The organism is Streptomyces sp. NPDC002853 (assembly GCF_053591915.1).
In genome coordinates this window covers 89,096-111,291 of the sequence record NZ_JBSFUS010000011.1, presented here as the reverse complement: position 1 = coordinate 111,291, position 22,196 = coordinate 89,096, and the positions used below count along the sequence as shown (strand labels likewise).

At 71.6% G+C, this 22,196-nt stretch carries 23 protein-coding genes; 15 read left to right on the top strand and 8 right to left on the bottom strand.

All coding sequences use genetic code 11. From position 1 onward, the window contains the following. The first annotated feature begins 102 nt into the window (after positions 1–102). From ACWD02_RS29370 to ACWD02_RS29340, 7 genes are all read left to right on the top strand, one after another. Positions 103–1,452, top strand: coding sequence for a S28 family serine protease (locus tag ACWD02_RS29370; RefSeq protein ID WP_451215550.1), 1,350 nt, complete (start codon positions 103–105; stop codon positions 1,450–1,452). Between the two features lie 26 nt (positions 1,453–1,478). Continuing rightward, entirely contained in the window at positions 1,479–2,849 is a 1,371-nt protein-coding gene (locus tag ACWD02_RS29365; RefSeq protein ID WP_451215548.1) for a S28 family serine protease, read from the top strand. 156 nt (positions 2,850–3,005) lie between these two features. Then, positions 3,006–3,593: a TIGR03086 family metal-binding protein gene (locus ACWD02_RS29360; RefSeq protein WP_451215546.1), complete on the top strand. Its 588-nt coding sequence runs from the start codon at positions 3,006–3,008 to the stop codon at positions 3,591–3,593. A gap of 168 nt (positions 3,594–3,761) precedes the next feature. Continuing rightward, complete coding sequence (locus tag ACWD02_RS29355; protein ID WP_451215544.1) at positions 3,762–4,577, top strand: HAD family acid phosphatase; 816 nt, start codon at positions 3,762–3,764, stop codon at positions 4,575–4,577. A 162-nt stretch (positions 4,578–4,739) separates the two neighbouring features. Continuing rightward, positions 4,740–5,498, top strand: a complete 759-nt coding sequence (locus ACWD02_RS29350; protein ID WP_451215542.1) for a CPBP family intramembrane glutamic endopeptidase — start codon at positions 4,740–4,742, stop codon at positions 5,496–5,498. A 3-nt stretch (positions 5,499–5,501) separates the two neighbouring features. After that, positions 5,502–5,864 (top strand): PadR family transcriptional regulator, encoded by a 363-nt coding sequence (locus tag ACWD02_RS29345; RefSeq protein ID WP_451215540.1) that lies wholly within the window; start codon positions 5,502–5,504, stop codon positions 5,862–5,864. Next, complete coding sequence (locus ACWD02_RS29340) at positions 5,861–6,598, top strand: hypothetical protein (protein WP_451215539.1); 738 nt, start codon at positions 5,861–5,863, stop codon at positions 6,596–6,598. The genes ACWD02_RS29345 and ACWD02_RS29340 overlap by 4 nt, the downstream gene beginning before the upstream one ends. A gap of 50 nt (positions 6,599–6,648) precedes the next feature. Here ACWD02_RS29340 and ACWD02_RS29335 read toward each other — a convergent pair whose 3' ends face one another. The 6 genes from ACWD02_RS29335 to ACWD02_RS29310 form a co-directional block, all read right to left on the bottom strand. Then, a complete protein-coding gene (locus ACWD02_RS29335; RefSeq protein WP_451215537.1) occupies positions 6,649–8,097 on the bottom strand; it encodes a peptidoglycan D,D-transpeptidase FtsI family protein in 1,449 nt (482 codons plus the stop codon). 102 nt (positions 8,098–8,199) lie between these two features. Further along, on the bottom strand, positions 8,200–8,868 hold the full coding sequence (locus ACWD02_RS29330; RefSeq protein ID WP_451215535.1) for a response regulator transcription factor: 669 nt from the start codon (positions 8,866–8,868) through the stop codon (positions 8,200–8,202). Then, on the bottom strand, positions 8,865–10,145 hold the full coding sequence (locus ACWD02_RS29325) for a sensor histidine kinase (RefSeq protein ID WP_451215533.1): 1,281 nt from the start codon (positions 10,143–10,145) through the stop codon (positions 8,865–8,867). The genes ACWD02_RS29330 and ACWD02_RS29325 overlap by 4 nt, the downstream gene beginning before the upstream one ends. Next, complete coding sequence (locus tag ACWD02_RS29320) at positions 10,142–11,116, bottom strand: hypothetical protein (protein ID WP_451215531.1); 975 nt, start codon at positions 11,114–11,116, stop codon at positions 10,142–10,144. Before ACWD02_RS29320 ends, ACWD02_RS29325 begins: the two co-directional genes overlap by 4 nt. Positions 11,117–11,232: 116 nt before the next feature. Continuing rightward, positions 11,233–11,703, bottom strand: a complete 471-nt coding sequence (locus ACWD02_RS29315; protein ID WP_451215998.1) for a GNAT family N-acetyltransferase — start codon at positions 11,701–11,703, stop codon at positions 11,233–11,235. A gap of 20 nt (positions 11,704–11,723) precedes the next feature. After that, positions 11,724–12,494, bottom strand: a complete 771-nt coding sequence (locus ACWD02_RS29310; protein ID WP_160504308.1) for an IclR family transcriptional regulator — start codon at positions 12,492–12,494, stop codon at positions 11,724–11,726. A 148-nt stretch (positions 12,495–12,642) separates the two neighbouring features. On the opposite strand from ACWD02_RS29310, the gene ACWD02_RS29305 reads away from it, so the two are divergent. Further along, positions 12,643–14,172: an aldehyde dehydrogenase (NADP(+)) gene (locus tag ACWD02_RS29305; RefSeq protein WP_451215529.1), complete on the top strand. Its 1,530-nt coding sequence runs from the start codon at positions 12,643–12,645 to the stop codon at positions 14,170–14,172. Positions 14,173–14,177: 5 nt separating this feature from the next. After that, positions 14,178–14,786 carry a DUF1349 domain-containing protein gene (locus ACWD02_RS29300; protein ID WP_451215527.1) on the top strand — a complete coding sequence of 203 codons (609 nt, stop codon included), beginning with the start codon at positions 14,178–14,180 and terminating at the stop codon, positions 14,784–14,786. Positions 14,787–14,934: 148 nt separating this feature from the next. Here ACWD02_RS29300 and ACWD02_RS29295 read toward each other — a convergent pair whose 3' ends face one another. Then, entirely contained in the window at positions 14,935–16,302 is a 1,368-nt protein-coding gene (locus ACWD02_RS29295; protein WP_451215525.1) for an MFS transporter, read from the bottom strand. 71 nt (positions 16,303–16,373) lie between these two features. On the opposite strand from ACWD02_RS29295, the gene ACWD02_RS29290 reads away from it, so the two are divergent. The 6 genes from ACWD02_RS29290 (at position 16,374) to ACWD02_RS29265 (ending at position 21,530) form a co-directional block, all read left to right on the top strand. Next, positions 16,374–17,378 carry a GlxA family transcriptional regulator gene (locus tag ACWD02_RS29290; RefSeq protein ID WP_451215523.1) on the top strand — a complete coding sequence of 335 codons (1,005 nt, stop codon included), beginning with the start codon at positions 16,374–16,376 and terminating at the stop codon, positions 17,376–17,378. Positions 17,379–17,413: 35 nt separating this feature from the next. Continuing rightward, on the top strand, positions 17,414–17,893 hold the full coding sequence (locus ACWD02_RS29285; protein WP_451215521.1) for an N-acetyltransferase family protein: 480 nt from the start codon (positions 17,414–17,416) through the stop codon (positions 17,891–17,893). Positions 17,894–17,969: 76 nt separating this feature from the next. Further along, positions 17,970–18,677 carry a DsbA family oxidoreductase gene (locus tag ACWD02_RS29280; protein WP_451215519.1) on the top strand — a complete coding sequence of 236 codons (708 nt, stop codon included), beginning with the start codon at positions 17,970–17,972 and terminating at the stop codon, positions 18,675–18,677. Positions 18,678–18,774: 97 nt separating this feature from the next. Next, the gene (locus ACWD02_RS29275; RefSeq protein WP_451215517.1) at positions 18,775–19,821 is read left to right on the top strand and encodes an aminotransferase class V-fold PLP-dependent enzyme; all 1,047 of its coding nucleotides are present in this window, start codon (positions 18,775–18,777) and stop codon (positions 19,819–19,821) included. Positions 19,822–19,890: 69 nt separating this feature from the next. Next, positions 19,891–20,511 (top strand): sigma-70 family RNA polymerase sigma factor, encoded by a 621-nt coding sequence (locus ACWD02_RS29270; RefSeq protein WP_451215515.1) that lies wholly within the window; start codon positions 19,891–19,893, stop codon positions 20,509–20,511. Further along, positions 20,511–21,530 (top strand): maleylpyruvate isomerase family mycothiol-dependent enzyme, encoded by a 1,020-nt coding sequence (locus ACWD02_RS29265; RefSeq protein ID WP_451215513.1) that lies wholly within the window; start codon positions 20,511–20,513, stop codon positions 21,528–21,530. Before ACWD02_RS29270 ends, ACWD02_RS29265 begins: the two co-directional genes overlap by 1 nt. A 79-nt stretch (positions 21,531–21,609) precedes the next feature. Here the strand turns inward: ACWD02_RS29265 and ACWD02_RS29260 are convergent, their stop codons facing one another. Further along, positions 21,610–22,119 carry a MarR family winged helix-turn-helix transcriptional regulator gene (locus ACWD02_RS29260; protein ID WP_451215511.1) on the bottom strand — a complete coding sequence of 170 codons (510 nt, stop codon included), beginning with the start codon at positions 22,117–22,119 and terminating at the stop codon, positions 21,610–21,612. Positions 22,120–22,196 lie beyond the last annotated feature (77 nt).

The window sequence follows — 22,196 nt, the reverse complement described above, 5'->3', positions numbered from 1 at the left end:
CCGCGACATGGCCACTGTCGCACCGCGAGTACCCTCTGTCGCACCGCGAGTGGAAGCGGTTACCATCCGCGCAACCATTTCGCTCCAGTACGAGGAGACAAGGTGCGCAACAAGGGGATATCCGCGCTGGTCTGTGCCGGATTCATGGCGGGCGCGGCCGTACTCGGCGGGGCGGCGCCCGCGGCCGCGCAGGGTGACGCGAGTCCGGCGGCGGCCACCAAGGCGGACATCCGGGAGCAGTTGGAGAAGATCCCCGGCATGAAGGTCGTCTCCGTGGCCGACAGGGAGGGCCACCCCTTCTACACGCTCACCTACACGCAGCCCGTCGACCACGGCAATCCCCGCGCCGGCACGTTCACCCAGCGCGCCACGCTCTGGCACAAGGCCACGGACAAACCGACCGTCTTGTACACCGGCGGCTACACCCTCGCCTCGAACACCACCGCCCTCACCAAGCTGATCGACGCCAACCAGGTCAGCGTCGAGCACCGCTACTTCGAGCAGTCCCGCCCCTCGGGCGCGGCCGGCTCCGACTGGTCGAAGCTCACCGTCCAGCAGGAGGCAGCCGACGAACACCGCCTCACGCAGGCGCTGCGCGGCATCGAGAAGGGCAAGTGGCTCGGCACGGGCGCGAGCAAGGGCGGCATGACGGCGACCTACCACGAGCGTTTCTACCCCGATGACCTGGACGCGGTCGTCGCTTTCGTGGCCCCGAACGACGCCGACAACAGGGATGACAGCGGCTACGAGCACTTCTTCAGGACGGTCGGCACGGCCGAGTGCCGTGCCGCGCTCAACGCCGTGCAGCGCGAGATGCTCGTACGCCGTGACGCGCTGATCCCCAAGTTCGAGGCGGACGCGAAGGCGAACGGCGACACCTTCGAGGAGACGCTGGGCACCACCGACCGGGCCTACGAGTTCGCGGTGCTCGACCAGGTGTGGAACTTCTGGCAGAGCGGCACCGTCGACAACTGCCCGACCGTGCCCGACGCCAGGAAAGCCACCGACGACGAGCTCTACGACTGGTCGAAGAAGCACGGCCTCAGCGTCTACCAGGACGAGACCCTCGGCACGAACGGCACAGGCCCCTACTACCGCCAGGCCGCCACCCAACTCGGCTGGGCTGACCTGAAGTTCAAGCACCTCAAGGACGTCCGCAACCACCCGGACATCTACCAGCCCAACTCCGTGCTGCCCGAGTCGATGCGCGGCTCGTACAACAACCGGACCATCGCCGACGTCGACCACTGGGTGAAGACCCGCGGCCAGCGGATGATGTTCATCTACGGCGAGAACGACCCGTGGAGCGCGGAGAAGTTCACCCCAAGCCACCGCGACTCCTACCGCTACGAGGCCCCCGCCTCCAACCACGGCGCCTCCATCGCCAAACTCCCCGCCGCACAGCAGACCGAGGCCATCGCTACGATCAAGCGCTGGGCCAATGTGAAGTAGTGGCTTTGCAAGGAGGGTTGGGGCGAGTGCGGAACAAGGGGATCAAGGGCGCCAAAGGGGTGTCGGCGCTGCTGTGTGCGGGCGTGCTGGCGGGCTCGGCCGTACTGGCCGGGTCCGCGCCCGCGGCGGCGCGGACGCCCGCCGGTGTGGCGGGAGCCGGCGCCGAAGATTTCCGTGAACGCCTGGAAGGCATTCCCGGGATGACGGTCACCGGCGTGGAAGAGGTGCGGGGCCACCCCCAGTACTCGCTCACCTATGCCCAGCCCGTCGACCACCGCGACCCGGGCGCGGGTACCTTCACCCAGCGCCTGACCCTCTGGCACAAGAGCACGGACAGGCCGACGGTCCTCTTCACTCCGGGCTACGACCTCTTCTCCGGCGTCACGCCGCTCACCGACATCCTCGACGCAAACCAAGTGAGCGTGGAGCACCGCTACTTCGAGAAGTCGCGCCCCTCCGGGGCCGCGGGCGACGACTGGTCGAAGCTCACTGTCCAGCAGGAGGCGGCCGACGAGCACCGGCTTACCCGGGCGCTGCGTGGCATCGAGAAGGGCAAGTGGATCGGCGTCGGCGCCAGCAAGGGCGGCATGACGGCGACGTACCACGAGCGCTACTACCCCGACGACCTGGACGGGGTCGTCGCGGTCGTCGCGCCGAACGACGCCGACAACGCGGACGACCACGCCTATGAGCGTTTCTTCAGGACCGTCGGGACACGTGAGTGCCGCGGCGCCCTGAATGCCGTGCAGCGCGAGATGCTCCTGCGCCGTGACACGCTGCTTCCCAGGTTCGAGGCGGAGGCAGCGAAGGAAGGCGCCACGTTCGAGGAGAACCTCGGCACCGCGGACCGCGCCTACGAGCGAGGCGTGCTCGAACAGGTGTGGGGCTTCTGGCAGAGCGGCGGGATCGACGCATGCCCGACCGTGCCCGACGCGAAGAAGGCCACGGACGACGAGCTGTACGCCTGGTCCAGGAAGAACGGCATGGGCATGTTCCAGGACGAGGTCCTCGGCACCCACGGCGGCGGCCCGCACGACCGACAGGCCGCCACGCAGCTCGGCTGGGCGGCCCTGAAGCTGAACCATCTCGACGGTCTGACCCGGTACCCGGGCCTGCGGCACCCCGACTCCTCGCTCCCTGCCGCCATGCGCGGCGGAACCTACGAGGGCAGGACCGTCGCCGACGTCGACCGCTGGGTGCGGACCAAGGGCGAGCGAATGCTCTTCATCTACGCCGAGAACGATCCGTGGAGCGCCGAGAAGTTCACGCCCAGCAAGCGTGACTCGTACCGCTACATCGCGCCCGGCGCCCACCACGGCAACGCCATCGAGAAGCTGCCGCCCGACGAGCTCGCGGAGGCCGTTGGCCACGTCAAGCGCTGGGCCGACGTGAAGTAGCACGCGAGGGGTCGGTCATGAGCTCCCGAAGCCGGAGACCAGCACCGCGCCCAGGCAGAGGCTCGCGGGCCTCGGCGATGAGTTCCGGGTTCCGGGTCGGTCTACAGGGCAGGGCAGCGGTCCGTGGGGAAGGGCCGCCCGGATTCAGGAGGAATCATGACGAAGATCGTCGACTTCGATCGGCAGGCCCGGCTGGTGGCGGCCGTCGCGGAGGGCGTCACCGACGAGCAGCTCGCGGGGCCCACGCCCTGCCCGGAGTATCAAGTACGCCATCTGCTGGGCCACCTGATCGGCCTCACGGGCGCGTTCCGGGACGCCGGGCGCAAGAACCTGGGACCGCAGCTCGACCAGAACCCGGGGGATTCCCTTCCCGACATCGGCCCCGAGTGGCGTGCCGAACTGCCCAAGCTGCTCGGAGAGCTGGTGGAGGCGTGGCGCGACCCGGCCGCGTACGAGGGCATGACGAGGGCGGGCGGCATCGACCTGCCGGGTGCCGTCGCCGGGGCCGTGGCCATGGATGAACTCGTCGTGCACGGCTGGGACCTGGCGCGCGCGACAGGGCAGGCGTACGCACCGGACGAGGCGAGCCTCGCGGTCGCGCGGGAGCTGCTCACGCCCCAGGAGGGCGACGCCTCCGAGGACAGCCCGTTCGGGCCCCCGGTCCCGGTGCCGGATGGCGCCCCTCTTCTCGACCGCGTGATCGGCCTCAGCGGCCGCGACCCGGGGTGGACGCCCGGAGCGTGACCCCAGGCTTTCCCCGGATCAGGTATTGATCGGGTAAAGGGTCTCGCGGGGTGGTGTGTGATGCGCGTAGACAGTGCGCGTAGACAGGCCTTGAGCTGCTTGAACACACGGACACACAACGGCACGAACACACGCCCCCGCACAGACCCGATCCGGAGAAATCGACTTATGCGCACGTCCCTTCGGGTGGCCGCCATCGCCACCGCCTGTGCCGCCGCCGGCGCCGCGCTGTACGGCACCGGCGCGGCCACCGCCGACAACTCCTCGGCGCGGCACACCGCCGAACCCCAGAACATCGGCCTGCTCGTCGGCGAGATCGACGACTACTACGGCGCGTACGAGGACGCCGACGGTGTCTGGCGTTCCTCGCCCGACAGCCCGTACGCCAAGGATCTGGCGCGCATCCAGGCGAAGGCCAGGAAGGACATCAGGAAGGCCGGCGCGCACAGCGGCGGACACGGCGAGAAGAACGGCACGCACGGCAAGAAGCCCGCGATCGTCCTCGACGTGGACGACACCTCGCTGCTCAGCTTCGACTACGAGAAGCGCACCAACTACACGTACAACGGCGCCACATGGGACGCGTACGTGAAGGCCGCCAAGCGCCCCGCCGTCTTCGGCATGCCCGAACTCGTCAAGTACGCCAGGAGCAAGGGCGTCGAGGTCTTCTTCCTCACCGGTCTGAGCGAGTCGCAGCGCGAGGGCGCCGTCACGAACCTCGCCAGGGCCGGGTACGACACGCCGCTCGACACCACGCACGTCTTCACCAAGAACAAGACGGCCCCGCCCGCCTACCTGAGCGACTGCGCCACGCCCGCCAAGTGGGAGTGCACGACCGTGCAGTTCAAGGAAGGCACCCGCAAGCACATCGAGTCGACCGGCTACAACATCGTCGGCAGCTTCGGCGACCAGGTCTCCGACCTCGCCGGCGGATACGCGGACAAGACCTACAAGCTGCCGAACCCGACGTACTTCGTGGAGTAGCTCGCCCCACAGGGGTCGCCCCGCAGAGCCCGCCTCACAATGCTCGGCATAACTAGATAGGTTGCATTCCTGACTAGGTCGCTCTACGGTCTAGGTAGCTCACATGCTCATGGGGCCGTGCGGCACGCGCCGCGCGGCCCCTTCGGGAAGGGGGACCCCACCATGACCGCCTCGCTCTCACCGGAGTTCTCGGCCGCTTCCACGGTCGTCACCGCCGTGCTCGGCGCCTATCTGCTGCTGGGCGAGCCCTGGCTCGGCCGCCGTCTCTACGGCTCGCTGGCCCGCCGCCGCGACACCGAACCAGGCGCTCTCGTCGGCTACTTCACCTTCGTCCTCGTCTTCTGGTGGGCCCTCGCCGCACTGGCCGGAGCGGTCCTGCTGCTCTCGCCGGCCATGGCCGCCTCCGACCTCGGCATCGCGGCGCCCGAGTCGCCGGTGACCACGATCGTCGTCATCGTCACGATGGGGGCGGTCGCCGTGGTGTCCGGCCGCAAGATGCGCGCCCTCGCCGAAGGCGGCAGGAACGTGCCGGGTCTCGCCTCCATCCAGGCGATGCTGCCGCGCACCGCACGGGAACGCCGCCTCGCGATCGCCGTCGCCGTGACCGACGGCATCTGCGCCGAACTCGTCTACCGCGGGCTCCTGATCGCCTTCGCCGTCGGCGTGCTCGACCTCAACCTCTATGTGGCGGCGGCACTTTCGGCGCTCGTGTACGCCATCGCCGGTGTCTACCAGGGCCGCAGCGGCGTCATCGCCTTCGGTCTCGTCGGGGCGCTGTTCGCCGGGCTCTATGTGTCCACCGGCAGTCTGCTGCTGCCCATCGCCATCCACATCGCCCTCTCCGTGCGGGACTTGACGCTCCCCGAACCGGAGGCGGTCAGCAACTTCCCCACCTACGAGCCGACCCCGAAGGGCAGCTGACCCATGACCGCACCCGCCTCCGGGGGCGCGAAGACCGACCGCCGGGCCAGCTGGTTCAAGGGCGTACTCGATCTGCTCGTGCTCGCCGGCCTCACCGACGGCGAGAGCTACGGCTACGAGATCGCCAAGCTGCTCGGCGCCGCCGGCTTCGGCCAGATCAAGGGCGGCACGCTCTACCCCGTCCTCAACCGCCTCGAAGAGGCGGGCCTGGTCGCCGCCGAGTTCCGGGCCACCGAGAAGGGGCCCGGCCGGCGCTACTACTCCCTGACGGACGCCGGTCGCGCCACGCTCGGGGAGCAGGGCGGGCTGTGGCTCGCCTTCGACGGGTCCGTGCGCGAGGTCCTGGCGAAGGCGGGCGTGCGATGAACGAGGGCTACCTGCGTGACAGCTACCTCCTCGCCCTCGCCGACCGGCTGCGGGAACTCGGACTGCCCGCCGACCGCGTCGAGGCAACCGTCGCGGATCTCGGCGCGCACCTGGACGAGACGGACGGAGCCGGCCCGGAGGCCGAGTTCGGCCCGGTCGACGAGTTCGCCCGCGAACTGGCACCGGCCGGGGTGCAGGGGCCCGACACCCCCGAGGCGGACGTCGAGACGTGGCGGTGGACCGCCGACACGTACGTCGACGAGGAGCTGCTCAACCGCTTCGGCGGCGAGGGGTGGGAGGTGGAACGGGTCGACGCGCTCGGCCGTTTCGTCAGCCACCGCGACCTGGAGCGGCCGCAGCGCTGGGAGTACCGCCGTGAGCTCGTCACACGGGGGCGTGAGGGGCTCGACGAGAGGCTGGCTCCCGACGGCTGGGAGGCCTGCGGGAACTGGATCGTCTACGCGTGGTTCAAGCGGCCGCTGGCCGCGAGCCTTGGGCCGGGGGCGGAGGTGGGGTCGCCGCCGCCCGCGCCGGGGCGGCGGAACTTCTTGAGCCGCAAGTTCTACCTCCTGGTGGCCGCGATGGCCGTGGTCGTCGTCCTGGCGGGGTTGGTCGTCGCCATGAACGACGGCGACACCGACTCGGGGCTCGGCTTCGTCGGTGGGCTTCTCGCGGGGGCCCTGGTCCCGCCGGCCGCCCTGTGGGCCTGGCAGCTCCGGCGTTCGCGCCGCTGAGCTCCGCGGGGGTGCCGTCGCGTGCGTCGGCACCCCCGCGGGCACTCCGGTCACGACTTCAGCGCCGCCGACATCATCGCCTTCGCGATCGGCGCCGCGAGGCCGTTGCCGCTGACCTCGGACCTCGCCGCGTCCGAGGACTCGACGATGACCGCCACCGCGACCTCCTTGCCGTCGCCGCCCTTGGCGTACGAGGTGAACCAGGCGTACGGCGTCTTGCTGTTGTTCTCGCCGTGCTGGGCCGTGCCCGTCTTGCCGCCCACGTCCGCGCCACTGATCCGCGCGTTCGTACCCGTGCCCTTCTCGACGACCGTCTCCATCGCCGACTGCAGCTGGCTCGCCGTGCTCTCGCTCATCACGCGCTCGGAGTCCGCGTCGTCGAACGAGTCGAGCACGTCGCCGTTCGAGTCGGTGATCTGGGACACCATGTGCGGCGACACCAGCTCGCCGCCGTTGGCGATCGCCCCCGAGACCATCGACATCTGCAGCGGAGTCGCCGTCACGTCGAACTGGCCGATGCCGGTCAGCGCCGTCTGGGCCTTGTCCATGCCGGACGGGTACACGCTCTCGGAGGCGCGGACCGGCACGTCCAGCTCGTCGGTGTTGAAGCCCATCTTCTCGGCCATCGACTTGACCTTGTCCTGGCCCAGGTCGACGGCCATCTTCGCGAAGACGTTGTTGCACGAGTACTGCAGCGCCGTACGGATCGTGGCGTCCTCACAGGGCGCGCTCGCGCTCTCGTTCTTCAGGACGGTGGTCGTGCCGGGCAGCGTGTACGGGTTCGGGCTGTCGGTCCCGGTGTCCGCCGAGCCGTAGAGCCCGTCCTCCAGGGCCGCTGCCGCGACGACCAGCTTGAACGTCGAGCCGGGCGGCAGCGGCTGCCGCAGCGCGCGGTTGACCATCGGCTTGTCCTCGTCCTTCAGGAGCGCCTGCCACTCCTTGGAGTCCGTGGAACCGCTGATGTCCGAGGGGTCGTACGACGGCGTCGACACCATGCCGAGGATCTTGCCGGTCTTCGGGTCGACGGCGACGGCCGCGCCCTTCTTGTCGCCCAGCGACTTGTACGCGGCCTTCTGCACCGCCGGGTCGATCGTCGTGATCACGTCACCCGGGTCGGCGCGCTTGTTCGTCAGCGTGTCCATCGGGTTCTTCAGCCGGTTGTCGGTGCCGTCCAGGACGTCCTTGTAGATGCCCTCCAGCTGGGTGGCCCCGTACACCTGCGAGCTGTAGCCCGTGACGGACGAGTACAGGTCGCCGTCCTTGTAGGTGCGCTTGTACTTGAGGTCGCCGCCCTTCGTCCGCTCGGAGCCGGTGACGGCCGCACCGCCCACGATGATGTCGCCCAGCGGGTTCGCGTACTGCTCGATCGCGTTGCGCCGGTTCAGCTTGTCGTCCGCGAGAGCCTTCGAGTCGTAGAACTGCACCCACGTCGCCCGCACCAGGAGGGCGACCACGAGCAGCAGCGTGAAGACCGAGGCATGCCTGATCGTCTTGTTCATCCCGTAAAAGGACGAGCGGCGCGGAGGTATTCGTTCCGTTCTGCCGGGTTTCTTAGAGATTCCTCATACTGCGAGCGACTCCTGGGGCACCACGAGCGGGGGTCAGTCGGTGTTCATGAAGCCCGCCTCGTACGCCGCGATCACCGCCTGCGTGCGGTCCCGCGCCCCCGTCTTGGCGAGGACCGAGGCCACGTGCGTCTTCACCGTCGCGGGCCCCACCCCCATCCGCCCCGCGATCTCCGCGTTGGTCAGGCCCGCGGCCATCAGCCGCAGCACCTCGCTCTCGCGCCCCGTGAGCCTGCCCACCCAGGCCGGCGGCGCGGGCCTGGCGCGCGCGTGCTCGGCGGCAAGGGCCCGCACCGCGGCGGGGAACAGCAGCGAGTCACTGCGCGCGACGAGCCGCACCGCCTGCACGAGCGAGTCCGCGTCGGCCCGCTTGAGCAGGAACCCGGAGGCCCCGGCGCGCAGCGCCTCGTACACGTAGGAGTCGTTCTCGAAGGTCGTCACGACCACGATGCGCGGTGGTTCCGTCTGCGTCCGCAGGATCTGCTCCGTGGCCCGGATGCCGTCGATCTCCGGCATGCGTACGTCCATGAGGACCACGTCGGGCCGCAGCTCGCGCACGACGGACACCGCTTCCGCGCCGGTCGCCGCCTCGCCGACGACCTCCAGATCGGGCTCGGCGGACAGGATCACGCGCAGGGCGGTGCGCACCATGCGCTCGTCGTCGGCGAGCACGATGCGGATCGGGTCGACTGCCGTCTCGGTCATGCGGGTCCCTTCAGGGGAAGTCGTACGTTCAGTCGCCAGCTGCCGTTCGCCGGTCCCGCGTCGGCGGTGCCGCCCAGGAGCCGGGCGCGATCGGTGATGCCGCGCAGGCCATGGCCGCCGCCGGGGCGGGATGCGGGGGCACGGTGGGGCAGCGGGTTATCCGCGAGGATGCACAGGTCGGTGCCGTCCAGGGCGATCCGGAGCGTCACCGGGGCGTCGGGGCCCGCGTGCCGCAGGGCGTTGCTCAGGCTTTCCTGGACGATGCGGTACGCCTCGCGGGACACCATCGCGGGCAGGGCGTCCGGGCCGTCGGGGCCCAGCTCGACCGTGGCCTTCACCCGCAGGCCGCCCGCGCGGGTGCGTTTGAGGAGCCCGTCGAGATCGGCCGAGAGCGTCGGGGCGGGGGCGGTCGGGCTCGTCCGGTCGCCGCCGCCCTCCCGCAACACCCCAAGGACCGCGTCGAGTTCGCCCACCGTGCGCCGGGTCGTCTCCTCGATGGCGGCGAGCGCCTCGCGGACGAACTCCGGGTCACGGTCCAGGACCCTGCGGGCGGCGCTCGCCTGGAGCGTGACCGCGCTCAGGGCGTGGCCCACGGAGTCGTGCAGCTCCCGGGCGAGGCGATTGCGTACGGCGAGGTCCGCGGCGCGCTGCTCGGCTGCCGCGAGCCGGTCGGCGGGGGAGGGCCCGAGGAGTTCGGGCGCCCAGCGTGCGAGCAGGCCCCCGGCCGCCGCCGCGCACCCCGCGAGCGCGACGAGGGAGAGGATCCCGATGACCGGGGCGAGCGCCAGCATCCAGCTCTCGCCGAAGACTTCGGGCATCCCGATCCGGCTGCCTCGCAGGGCCGCGGCGAACGGCAGCGCGATCAGCACCGCGGCGAACGGCGGCAGCGCGAGGGACATTCCGCTGATGACCCCGCCGAGCCCGAGGTGCAGCGTGAACCACGCGACGGTGCGTCCGCGCGCCTGCCGGGACCGTGCGGGGCCCTCGGCGAGCGCGTCGCCCGGCACGTCGCACAGCGCGCGCACCGCGGCCACCGACATGGGCCGGGTGAGCGGGAAGAGCGCGGTGATCGCGGCGAGCGGCAACCCCACCACGAACGCCGTGAGTTGGGAGGCGAGCGAGCCGAACACGTTGTCCTCGCCGAGCAGCGGTCCGACCGCGACGGAGCCCACGAAGACGTACGGCATGGCGAGCGCGCCGCCGAGGATCAGATGAATCCACCGGCGCCGCGTCCGCCGCCCGAACAGGACCGGGAGGGCTGTCGCGAGTGGTCTCACGCCGGTTGCCGCGGGGCACGGACGGCCGCGTCCGCCCGCTCCTTGAAGAAGACCACCCCGAGGGTGGCCACCAGTGCCCCGACGATCATCTGGACAGAGTAGGTCAGGAGCATCGCCGGCGTCGGCTGCCTGGCGATGTCGTCCTCGCCGAGGACCGAGGCGAACAGCAGCCAGCCGCCCCAGCAGGCGACCGCGCCCGAGCCGAGCCAGGCCAGGGCGAGCGGCACCTTGACGGGCAGCGCGGGCGCCCGCCGGAAGGTGAGGAGCAGAGCGCCGGCGACCGCGGAGCCGAGGTAGATCATGTCCATGGCTTCGAGGACGTAGAAGTCGGTCGTGCGCTCATCGCTCCGCGCCTTGCTGAGGCCGGCCGTGGAGCCGGTGACCCACAGGAGGTGCATGACCAGGGGCGCGAGGGCGAGGAGGGCGGCTGCGATGGCGGCACCCCGGGGAAGGCTCCGGCCGGCGGCCGCACCGGGCAGGTCCCGGACGAGACCCCGCCACACGTGGCCCCAGCGGTCTCGCGCGTACAGGACGAACAGGGCGCCGAGGGCGAGGCCTTGGAGGATGAAGCCGCCGTACACGACGCCGAAGACCCACTCGTGGAGGAAGGCGCCGCTGTCGCCGCCGCTCTGTGAGGGGCTGTTGACGCTGCCGCCGAGCGCCTTGACCAGGAGCTGGAGCGGGAACCCGGCCATGATCGGCGTGAGCAGACCGGTGGCGGCCCACATGGGGAGGGTGAGCAGCCAGGCGGGGGTGCGCAGGCCCCAGGGGCGGGTCAGGAGCAGCGCGAGGACGATGACGCTCGCGTCCATCAGCAGGGTGAGGCCGTTGGCGAAGATCATGGTGGTGCGGTGTTCGAGCAGGCTGCTGCTTTCGGGGATGCCGATGTGGCTTCCCGTGATCCACGCGATCTTGAGGGTGAGGTAGGGAAGGGCGGCGAGGATGGCGGCGGTGCGCAGGGCCTGTCTCATGGCCACCACGCTTCCGGCGTCGAGCGCGGGGCGCCTCCTGCCCGGCGATGATCCGGGTCCGCCGTGCGGGGGAGGGGCGGTGCCTGCTCGCACACCGCCCGGGGCGGACCGCGGGCTTACTCCAGCCGGAGCACGTCCTCCGCGATCTCCTCGCCCCGCGCGTGCGCGAACCCGCTGGCCCGCGCCGTGACCCGGAAGCCGCACTTCTCCAGGACCCGCAGCGACCCCACGTTGTCCGCCGCCGCGCGGGCGTACAGCGGGCGCTCGGGGACCTCCGCGAGGAGTTGCCGCAACGCCGCCGTGGCCAGCCCCCGGCCCCAGTAATAGCGGTCGATCCAATACGTGACCTCCCGCTCGCCCGGTTCCCCGTACACCGAGACGTTGCCCACCACGTCGCCGTCCGCGAGGACCGTCCGCACGACGATGCCGGCCGACTCCCGGAGCTTCTTCCAGTGGGCTTCGAAGAGCGTCCGGTCCGCCGTCCTCGGTGAGGTGAACGCGGCGAGGTGGCTCGACTCGGGGTCGTTCATCTGCCGGTAGAAGACCGGGAGATCACTGTCGTGCACCGGGCGCAGACTGACATCCATGCTCATTGTGCTCACCATGCTCAAAGCCTACGAGTCGCCAGTGTCAGCCGGTCACGCGCGTCGAACAACGCGTCCTTCACCATCTGTTCGTGCGCGGGCGTAAGGCGTGCCACCGGCACGGAGCAGCTGATCGCGTCCCGCGCGGGCGTGCGGTAAGGGATGGCGACGCCGAAGCAGCGCAGGCCGAGCGTGTTCTCCTCGCGGTCCACCGCGAAGCCCTGCTCGCGGACCGTGCGCAGCTCCTCGATCAGCTTCTCGCGGTCGGTGATCGTGTGCTCGGTCAGCGCGGGCAGCGTCTCCGGGAGCATCTTGCGGACCTGCTCGTCGGTGTGGGTGGCGAGCAGCGCCTTGCCCAGGGACGTCGAGTGCGCCGGGAGGCGGCGGCCCACCCGCGTGAAGGGCCGCAGATAGTGCTGCGACTGGCGCGTGGCCAGATAGACGACGTTCGTGCCGTCCAGGCGCGCCAGGTGGATCGTCTCCGTGGTGTCGTCCGAGAGGCGGTCGAGCGTCGGACGCGCCGCGGCCACCACCTCGTCACCGTCGATGTACGAGGTGCCGACCAGCAGGGCCCGTACCCCGATGCCGTAGCGCGTGCCCGTCGCGTCCGTCTCGACCCAGCCGAGCTCCACCAGCGTACGAAGGAGCATGTAGAGGCTGGACTTGGGATAACCGACCGCTTCCTGGACGGCGGCCAAAGAGTGCATTCCGGGACGTCCCGCGAAGTATTCGAGCAACTCAACCGTCCGCACAGCGGACTTGACCTGTGCCCCGCCAGTCTCGCCAGCCGACATCGCCCTTGACCCCTTAGTTCGACGAGAAATAGTCTCCGAAGCCTCCGCTATTCATCAACGGAGACAGCGTTCAGCATATCGAACAGCCCAGGTGGGTGGCAGCACATCTGTAAGCACATCTGCGGCATCACCTCTGGAGGAGCCCGCCGTGGCAGCAGCACCAGTCTGGAGTGTCGACCCCCGAACCGGGAAGCAGCGCGAGCAGGTTGCGGTCGAAGCCACAGCCCAAGAGGTGGATCAGGCGGTACGCGCCGCGCTGGCCGCCAAGGACGCCCTGGCCGACCGAACCGTCCGCGCCGCCTTCCTGCGCTCCGCGGCCGAACTGCTCGACGCGGCCAAGGAACACCTGGTGGAGGCCGCGGACGCGGAGACCGCGCTCGGTCCCGTCCGGCTCACCGGTGAACTCGCCCGCACCTGCTACCAGTTGCGGGCCTTCGCGGACATCGTCGACGAGGGCGGCTTCCTGGGCGTCGTCATCGACCACCCCGACAGCAGCGCGACGCCGCCCATCCCCGACCTGCGGCGCTACAAGATCCCGCTGGGCGTCGTGGCCGTGTACTCGGCGTCCAACTTCCCCTTCGCCTTCTCCGTCCCCGGCGGCGACACCGCGAGCGCGCTCGCCGCGGGCTGCCCCGTGGTCGTCAAGGCGCACCCGGACCACCCGGCCACCTCCGAGCTGGTGGCGTCGACGCTGCGGCGGGCCGCCGCCCGGCACGACATCCCCGAGGGTGCCGTCGGCCTCGTGCACGGCTTCGACGCGGGCGTCGAGCTCGTCAAGCACCCGCTCGTGTCCGGCGCGGGCTTCACGGGCTCCATCCGCGGCGGCCGCGCCCTCTTCGACGCGGCGGCGGCACGCCCCGTGCCGATCCCCTTCCACGGAGAGCTCGGCTCGCTCAACCCGGTCGTCGTGACCGAGGGAGCGGCCGTCGAGCGCGCCGAGGAGATCGGAGCCGGTCTCGCGGGCTCGATGACGCTCGGCGTCGGTCAGTTCTGCGTCAAGCCCGGCCTGGTCTTCGCGCCGGCCGGCGCGGGCGGCGACCGGCTCCTGAAGTCCCTGACGGAGGCGGTCAGCGACACCGAGGCAGGGGTGCTCCTCGACCACCGGATGCGGGACAACTTCGTGGCGGGCGTGCGCGAGCGCGGCGAACTGCCGGACGTGGACGCGCCGGTGACGCCGGGCGCGGGCAGCGAGCACACGGTGAGCGCTGGCTTCCTGACGGTCCCCGCGGCGAAGCTCGCCACCGAGGGTGAGCACGATCTGCTCCTGGAGGAGTGCTTCGGGCCGGTGACGGTCGTCGCGCGTTACGAGGACGACGCGGAGATCACCGCAGCCCTCACCCGGCTCTCCGGCAACCTCACGGCCACGGTGCAGCTGTCCGCCGAGGAGGCCGCGGGCCAGGGGCGCGGGGCCGAACTGCTCGCCGAGCTGACGCCGCTGGCCGGGCGACTCCTGGTCAACGGATGGCCGACCGGGGTCGCGGTGGCGCCCGCTCAGCACCACGGCGGGCCGTACCCCGCGACGACGTCCACCTCCACCTCCGTGGGCGGTACGGCGATCGAGCGCTGGCTGCGCCCCGTCGCGTACCAGAACACGCCCGCCGCGCTGCTCCCGCCCGAGCTGCGGGACGAGAACCCGCTGGGGCTGCCGCGTCGCTACGACGGGCGCCTGGAACACTGACGTCCATGGACGTCAACATCCCCGAACTGCCCTTCTCCCTGCGCACGTACGGCCCCGACGGCAACTGGTCGTACGAGGACGGTGTGCTCACCGGCTGGGCGGGTGCCCGGCAGGACCGCTTCGTGCCGCCGACGGGCGAGGCGCTCGACCCCGCGTCGGACGCGCCTCGCCTGCTCGGGGCGCCCGAGGGCGACTTCCAGCTGATCGCGCGGGTGACGGTCGGTTTCGCGGCGGCGTTCGACGCGGGCGTGCTGTACCTGCACGTGGGCGACCGGGAGTGGGCCAAGCTCTGCCTGGAGCGGTCGCCGGACGAGGCGACGGTCTGCACGGTCGTCACCCGCGGCCGCTCCGACGACGCGAACGCGTTCGTCGTCGACGGCAGCAGCGTCTGGCTCCGCATCAGCCGCACGGGATCGGCCTTCGCCTTCCACGCGTCCCTGGACGGCAAGCAGTGGACGTTCGTCCGCATCTTCTCCCTGGGCGAGGAGAAGACGGCGGGCGCGGCCCTGGTCGGCTTCATGGCGCAGTCCCCGGTGGGGGAGGGGTGCGTGGTGACGTACGACGGGATCGAGTTCCGTCCGAACTGGCCTCAAGGCCTGAGGGACGGTTCCTGACCCTGCGGCTCGGCGCCCCGCCACGGGGATCCGCCCCGGACCCCGCTCCTCAAACGCCGGAGGGGCTGAAGGAGTTCAGCCCCGCGCCAGCGCGGCCCGCGGCGGAGCCGCACATGTCACGGCCGGGAAGGGGCGGGGTCGGGGAAAATCAACGCCCGCGCCGCAGCCCCAGCGTCGCCACCCCCGAGGCCGCAAGCAGCCCCGCCGCGATCAGCAGACTCACCCGCATCCCAGAGACGAAGTCCCCCGCGACCAGGCCCCCGAAGGCCGCGATTCCCAGGCCCCCGGCCACCTGCCGGGCAGAGTTGAGAACCCCCGCGGCAAGGCCGGCCCGGTCACCCGGCACCGCCTCCATCATCGCCGCCGTGAGCGGCGGGATGGTCAGCGCACAGCCAAGGGCAAGCGGCACCATGAGGAACGCCAGGCCGAGCGCAGGCGTCGACGCGTCGGCGAACAAGAGCGCCAGCAGCCCCAGGACCGCCACCGCCTGCCCCACCAGCATCGGAACCCGCGGCCCCACCCGAGCCGCCAGCTTCCCCGCGAAGACGTTCGTCACCGCGATGAGCCCGGTCATCGGCAGGAACATCAGCCCGGCCCACAGCGCCGAACGCCCCTGCACCTCCTGGAAGAAGAGGCTGAAGACGAAGACGAGGCCGTAGAAGGCGACGCTGCACGCGGCACCGGCCGCGACGGTGATCGCGACCGTCCGGTCGCGGAACAGGCCGAGCGGCACCACCGGGTGCGCCTGCCGCGCCTCCGTCCGCAGGAACACCGCACCCGCCGCCACCGCGACCACCAGGGCGATCAGACCCGTCGTACCGCCCTCGATCACCGCGAACGTCACCGCCGTCAGCGTCAGGACCGCGAGCAACTGGCCCGGCACGTCCAGGGGCGCGGGCCGGCGCTCCGAGCGCGGGGCCCGCAGCAGCAGGACCAGCGCCACCGCGCCCAGCGGGACATTGACGAAGAAGATGCCGCTCCAGTCCCACGAGGTGGTCAGCGCGCCGCCCGCGACCGGCCCCAGAGCCACCGCCACCGAACCGCCCGCCGCCCACAGGGCCACCGCGCGCGCCCGCTTGGCCGCGTCCGCGTAGGCCTGGCGTACGAGGGAGAGCGAGGCGGGCAGGACCACGGCGGCCGCCACGCCCTGCACCACCCGGGCGCCGATCAGCACGGGCAGCGACGGCGCGAGCCCGCATGCCACCGAGGCGAGGGTGAACACCGTGATGCCGATCGCGTATGCCCTGGTCGCGCCGATCCGGTCGGAGAGTGCCCCGGTGGAGAGCATCAGGGCGGCGAAGGCGAGCGTGTAGGCGTCCACGACCCACTGGAGGCCGGTCATGCCGCCGCCCAGGGAGTCGCCGATCGCGGGCAGCGCCACGTTCACCACGGAGGCGTCGAGCGTGATGAGGGCGAAGCCGAGCATGGCGGCGGTGAGGGTGAGGCCGGGGGAGGCGTGGTCCTTGCGGGGTGAGTCCGCCGAACGGGAGCTTTGGAGCAGGGAGTTCGTTGCCATGTCCATGAGTCTGCTGACGGTGGCGCGGCTACAGTAGTGGCCTGAATGCCATACCTCCGGAGGATCTGGCCATGCCCCGCCCGCCGTCCGCCCACCGGCCGCACCGCGTCGCCGTCATCGCGCCCTCACCTGTGTCGATGTTCAATCTCGCGATCCCCGAGATGCTCTTCGGGAGGGTCGAGGTGGCCGGCGGCCCCGGCTACGAGGTGATCGTCTGCACCCCGGAGCCGGGCGCCGTCGCCACCACGGGCGGGCTGAGCCTTCAGGTGGAGCAAGGGCTCGATGCCGTACGCGACGCCGACACCCTCCTCGTCGCGGGCACCGGACACCGCTACGAACCCGACCCCCGGACCGTCGCCGCCGTCCGCGGGGCCGCCGACGCGGGCCGGCGCATCGCGTCCATCTGCAGCGGCGCCTTCGTGCTCGCCGAGGCGGGACTGCTCGACGGACGCAGCGCGACCACGTACTGGCAGCTCGCCGAGGAACTGCGCAGCCGCTATCCGGCGCTCGACCTCAAGGGAGACGTCCTCTACGTGGAGGACGGGCAGGTCATGACGTCCTCCGGGTACGCCGCGGGGATCGACCTGTGCCTGCACGTCATCCGCACCGACTACGGGGCGGCCGTCGCCAACGAGGTGGCCAGAGCCGCACTCGTAGCCCCCGTGCGGCCCGGCGGCCAGACCCAGTTCACCCAGACCCCGCTGCCGCCCGAGCGCGGCAGCGCCTGCGCCGACACCCGGGGCTGGGCCATGCGCCACCTCGACGAGCCGCTCACGCTCACCGACCTCGCCCGGCACGCGGGCGTCAGCGTGCGCACCCTCACCCGCCGCTTCCACGCGGAGAGCGGGGTGAGCCCGCTGCAGTGGCTCCTGCACCAGCGCATCGAGCGGGCCAAGGAGCTCCTGGAGACGACGAAGCTCTCCATGGACCGGGTCGCAGGGGCCTGCGGGCTCGGCACCGCCGACTCGCTCCGCGGCCACCTGGTGCGCCGCACCGGGCTCACGCCGAGCGCCTACCGCGCCCAGTTCAGCCGCCTCGGAACTCAAGGCTCCCGGAACACGTCTATGGCAGCGTGATCCACTCAGTACTCCCCACGACGATGCGGACCGCGATGCCGACCGTCATACGCAGCGCCCTCACCGCCGACGCCCCGGCGCTCGCGGCCCTGCATGCCCGCGCCCGCGCCACGTACTACCCCGAGGGGCTGCCGGACGAAGCCGTCGACGGGGCGGCGATGTGGCGGGCGGGCATCGAGCGCCGCGGCGGGCATGTGCTGTGCGCGGTCCGCGAGGGCCGGATCGTGGGCCTCGCCTCGTTCCGCACGCCCGAGGGCGAGGCCGCGGACACCGTGACGCTCTTCCAGTTCCACGTCGACCCGGACCACTGGCGCGCGGGGGTCGGCGCGGCGCTGCACGCCGCGTGCGTGGAGGAGTGGCGGGCCGACGGCATCCGGGAGGCCACCCTGGACGTCCACCGCGAGAACGCGCGGGCGCAGGCCTTCTACGCCCGCCACGGCTGGCGGACGGCGGAGCCCGGCGAGGGTGCGGGCACGCACCTGCGGATGCGGCTCTCCGTGCCGGCCGGGGAATGAGCCGGGCAAGTCGTACGTTCTTCAACTGACCGGAGAGACCCTCCGCACTACCGTTCGATTGAAGAGAGCTAGTCACATGCGCGTCGAGATCTGGTCCGATATCGCCTGCCCCTGGTGCTATGTCGGCAAGGCACGCTTCGAGAAGGCCCTCGCCGCCTTTCCGCACCGCGACGACGTCGAGGTGGTGCACCGCTCCTTCGAGCTCGACCCCTCGCGCGCCAAGGGCGACAGCGGGCTCGTGATCCCGATGCTCGCCAAGAAGTACGGCATGAGCGAGGAGCAGGCCCAGGAGGCCGAGCGGAACCTCGGCGTGAACGCCGCCTCCGAGGGCCTCGACTACCTCACCGAGGGCCGCGACCACGGCAGCACCTTCGACATGCACCGCCTGCTGCACCTCGCCAAGGAGCAGGGCAGGCAGGACGAGCTGCTCGGGCTCCTCTACCGCGCCAACTTCGCCGAGGAGCGCTCCGTCTTCGACGACGACGAGCGGCTCGTGGAACTCGCGGTCGCGGCCGGTCTCGACGCGGACGCGGCCCGCGCGGTGCTCGCCGACCCCTCCCGGTACGCCGACGACGTACGCACCGACGAGCGCGAGGCCGCCGAGCTCGGCGCGAACGGCGTGCCGTTCTTCGTCCTCGACCGCAAGTACGGCATCTCCGGCGCCCAGCCCGCCGATGTCTTCACGCAGGCCCTCGAACAGGCGTGGGACAGCCGCTCACCGCTCACCACGCTCGCGGACGGCGACGCCTGCGGCCCCGACGGCTGCGCGGTCCCGCAGGGCTGACGGACCCCGGGCGGTGGCGACACGTAAGCACCGCTGAGAGGACCCATCCACAGATCGTCGATGGACGTGGGCGCGCACGGGCGCCAGAGTTGATCCCATGGGGAACATCAACGGCGCCGAGTTCGCGCCCACGTCGACGTATCTGAACACGGCGAGCTGCGGTCTGCTGCCGGCCAGGGCCGTCGAGGCGATCCAGGGCCTCGCGGCGGAGAACGGCGCGGGCAGACGCGGCGGCTCCGGCGACTTCGGGATCGTGCAGGCTGCCCGCGAGTCCTTCGCGCGGCTCGTCGGGGTGCCGCACGCGCGCGTGGCCAACGGAGGATCGGTCGCCGTGCACGCCGGGCTGATCGCGGCGGCGCAGCGGCCCGGCTCCGAAATCCTCTTCCCCGAGGGCGACTTCAGCTCGATCATCAACCCCTTCGTGGTGCGCGGCGACCTCAAGATCCGCTACGCGCCCCTGGAGGACCTCGCCGAGGCCATCCGGCCCACCACGGCCCTCGTCGTGTACTCCGTCGTCCAGTCGGCCGACGGCAGGACCGCCGATGACGCGGCCGTGCGCGAGGCGGCCGCCGCGCATGGCGCCCGCACCCTCAACGACGCGACGCAGGCGGCGGGTTGGCTGCCCTTCGACGCGAGCCTGTACGACTACACCGTCACCGGCGCCTTCAAGTGGCTGCTCTGTCCGCGCGGCACGTCGTTCCTCACGGTGAGCGAGGAGGCGCAGGAATCCCTCGTCCCGCTGCACGGCGGCTGGCTCGCGGCGGCGGAGAGCTGGAACGCCACCTACGGACCGCTCTCCCAACTGGCCGCCGACGCCCGCCGGTTCGACGAGCCCCCCGCCTTCCTCGCCTATCACGGCGCCGCCCAGGCGCTCGCCTTGCTGGAGGAGACCGGAATCGACGCGGTCCACGCCCACGACACGGCGCTGGCGGCCCGCTATCGCGCAGGGCTCGCGGAGCTGGGCCACGAGCCGGTGCCCGGCACGTCCCCCATCGTCTCCGTACCTGGACTCGCCGACAGCGAGGAGCGGTTGAGCCGGGCCGGGATCATCACGTCCGCACGGGCGGGACACCTGAGGGCATCGTTCCATCTGTACAACACCGAGGCGGACGTGGACCGGATCCTCGACGTGCTCTCCGGCTGAACACTGGCGCGCCGGGCGGCGGGGCGCTAGGAAGGCAGGACGGGGTGGCCTCACGAGGCGGTGGTGTCAGTGGCTCAGCAGCCCCATCCGGACACCGGCCTGCACCAGCGCCTGGTGTACGGCGACGAGACGGCGCTCGCCGAGGTCTACGACACGTACGGAGCCCTCGTCCACCGCGTCGCCGGACGCGTCACCCGCAGCCCCGCCGCGGCGGAGGACGTCGCCCAGGAGGTCTTCGCCCATCTCTGGTCGCGTCCCTACGCGTTCGACGCGCGGCGGGGCAGTCTGCGGACCTGGCTGTGCATGCTGGCGCATCGCAGGGCGGTGGACTGGGTACGCGGCGAGGAGCGCCACCGCAAGGCGGCGCACGCCGACGACTCGACCCTGCACACCATCCCCACCCCGGACCCGCCCCCGGAAGACGTGGTCATGGCGCGAGAACGCTCCCTGCTCCTCCATTCGGCCCTGGCGAGACTGCCGCTCCCGCAGCGCCAGGTGGTGCACCTCGCGTACTTCGCGGGCTGCACGTACCGTCAGGCGGCGATGGAACTCGGCATCCCCGAGGGCACGGCCAAGACCCGACTGCGGGCGGCGCTGCGCAGACTGGCCGAGGCCCTGGCCGACCCACCGGACCCGACTGACCCAGCTGATGCGGCACTTGCCGAAGCTCCAGGCGAAAGAGGCGCGTGATGACCACGGATCACGAAGCCGTACGTGAACTTCTCGGGGCCTGGGCGTTCGGCGCGCTCATGCCGGGCGACGAGCGTACGGTCGTCCCGCATCTGGCCGACTGCGACCCCTGTGCGGCCGAGGCGGGGCGGCTGCGGGCGACGGTGGGCCACCTGGACGGTCCGCCCCTCGCCGGCGGGCCACGACCCGCCGGACGCGACCGGGCTCTGGGTCTCGCCCTGCGCACCCGCGCCGCGGCTCCGCGCACGGCTTCGCACGCCGCTCCGTACGCCGCCGCCGTGGCCGGGCTCCGGGCGCTGCTGCGGGAGTTGGACGAGCACGGGGGGTGGGAGACCCCGGTCGTGCACGACTGGAACGTGCACGACACGGTCGCGCATCTGCTGGCCGCCGACGAGCCGCTGGCCGTGCGGCTCGGGCTGCGCGCGCCGGGGCCGTGCGACGGCGTGGACGGGACGCCGTGGCGTGTGGCGTGGGCGGCGCGCACGCAAGAGGTGCTCGCCCGTGAGCGGGTCCGCACACCCGCACAGACCGTGGCGTCCTGGCAGGGCCAGGCAGCCGCCCTGCTGTCATCCCCTGAGGCGCACGACGTGGAACTGGCCGGACGGGCGACGAAGTTGATGGGCGCCAGGCTGCCGCTCTCGGACCACTTCCTGGTCCGGGCCTTCGAGGCGTGGGTGCACACGGAGGACATCGGCAGGGCCCTGGACATCCCGGTGCCGCCGCCGCGCACCGCCCACCTCTGGCAGCTGGTGCGGCTGGCCGTACGGACCCTGGAGTTCGCCCTGGGCTCCAAGGCGCCGGCCGTCGCGCTGACCGTCGCGGGGGAGGGGGGCGAGATGTCCTGGGTCCTGGGGAGCGGGGCGGAGCCGGTGAGCGCGGAGCTGGTCCTGGACCCGGTGGACTTCTGCCTGCTCACGGGCGGGCGCGTGGACCCCGCGGTGGTGCCGCGCGGAATCTCGGGCAGTGAGGTCGCCGCGGGGCACGTCCTGACCCGGGCGGCTTCCCTGGCCTGGCTCTAGGGTCCGGCACAAGGGCTCTGGCTCCAGGGTCCGGCGCAAGGGCTCTGGCTCCAGGGGCCGGCGCAAGGGCCTGGCTCCCTCAGGCGCCCCCGTCCCCGCCCCTCGCCTCCAGGGGGCAGTCCGCTGTCTCCGTGCACAGGTTCGTCTCCACCTTGCCCAGGAGCCGTGCCAGCTCCGCCCTCTCCGCCTCGTCCAGGCCCGCCAGGGTGTGGGTCTCCAGTTCGCCCCAGGCCCGCTCCACCTGCGCCAGGAGCCCGCAGCTCGCGTCCGTGGCCTCGACCAGTACGGCCCGGCGGTCGTCCGGATCGGGGCGGCGGCCCACGTGTCCTGCCTGTTCGAGGCGCTGCAGCATCTTCGTGACCGTCGACGGGTCCAGGTCGACCGCCCTGATGAGTTCCGACTGCCGTACGGGTCCCGCGTCCCAGAGGTACATCATCACGAACTCCTGGCCGGGATAGAGCCCGAGCCCCTTCAGCGCCTTGCCCGCCGCGATCCGGTGCAGCCGGGCGACCCGGCTCACGGTGTGGCTGACGGGCCCCCGCCGGGCCGCGGTGGGGAGCTCGGTACAGGCGGGGTCGGCGTCGTTCATCGGGGCTCCAGCGGTGGGGTCGGACGAGGTGTTCCACAACATTAGCTTGGTCGGCCAAGGAATGAGTTACAGTGGCG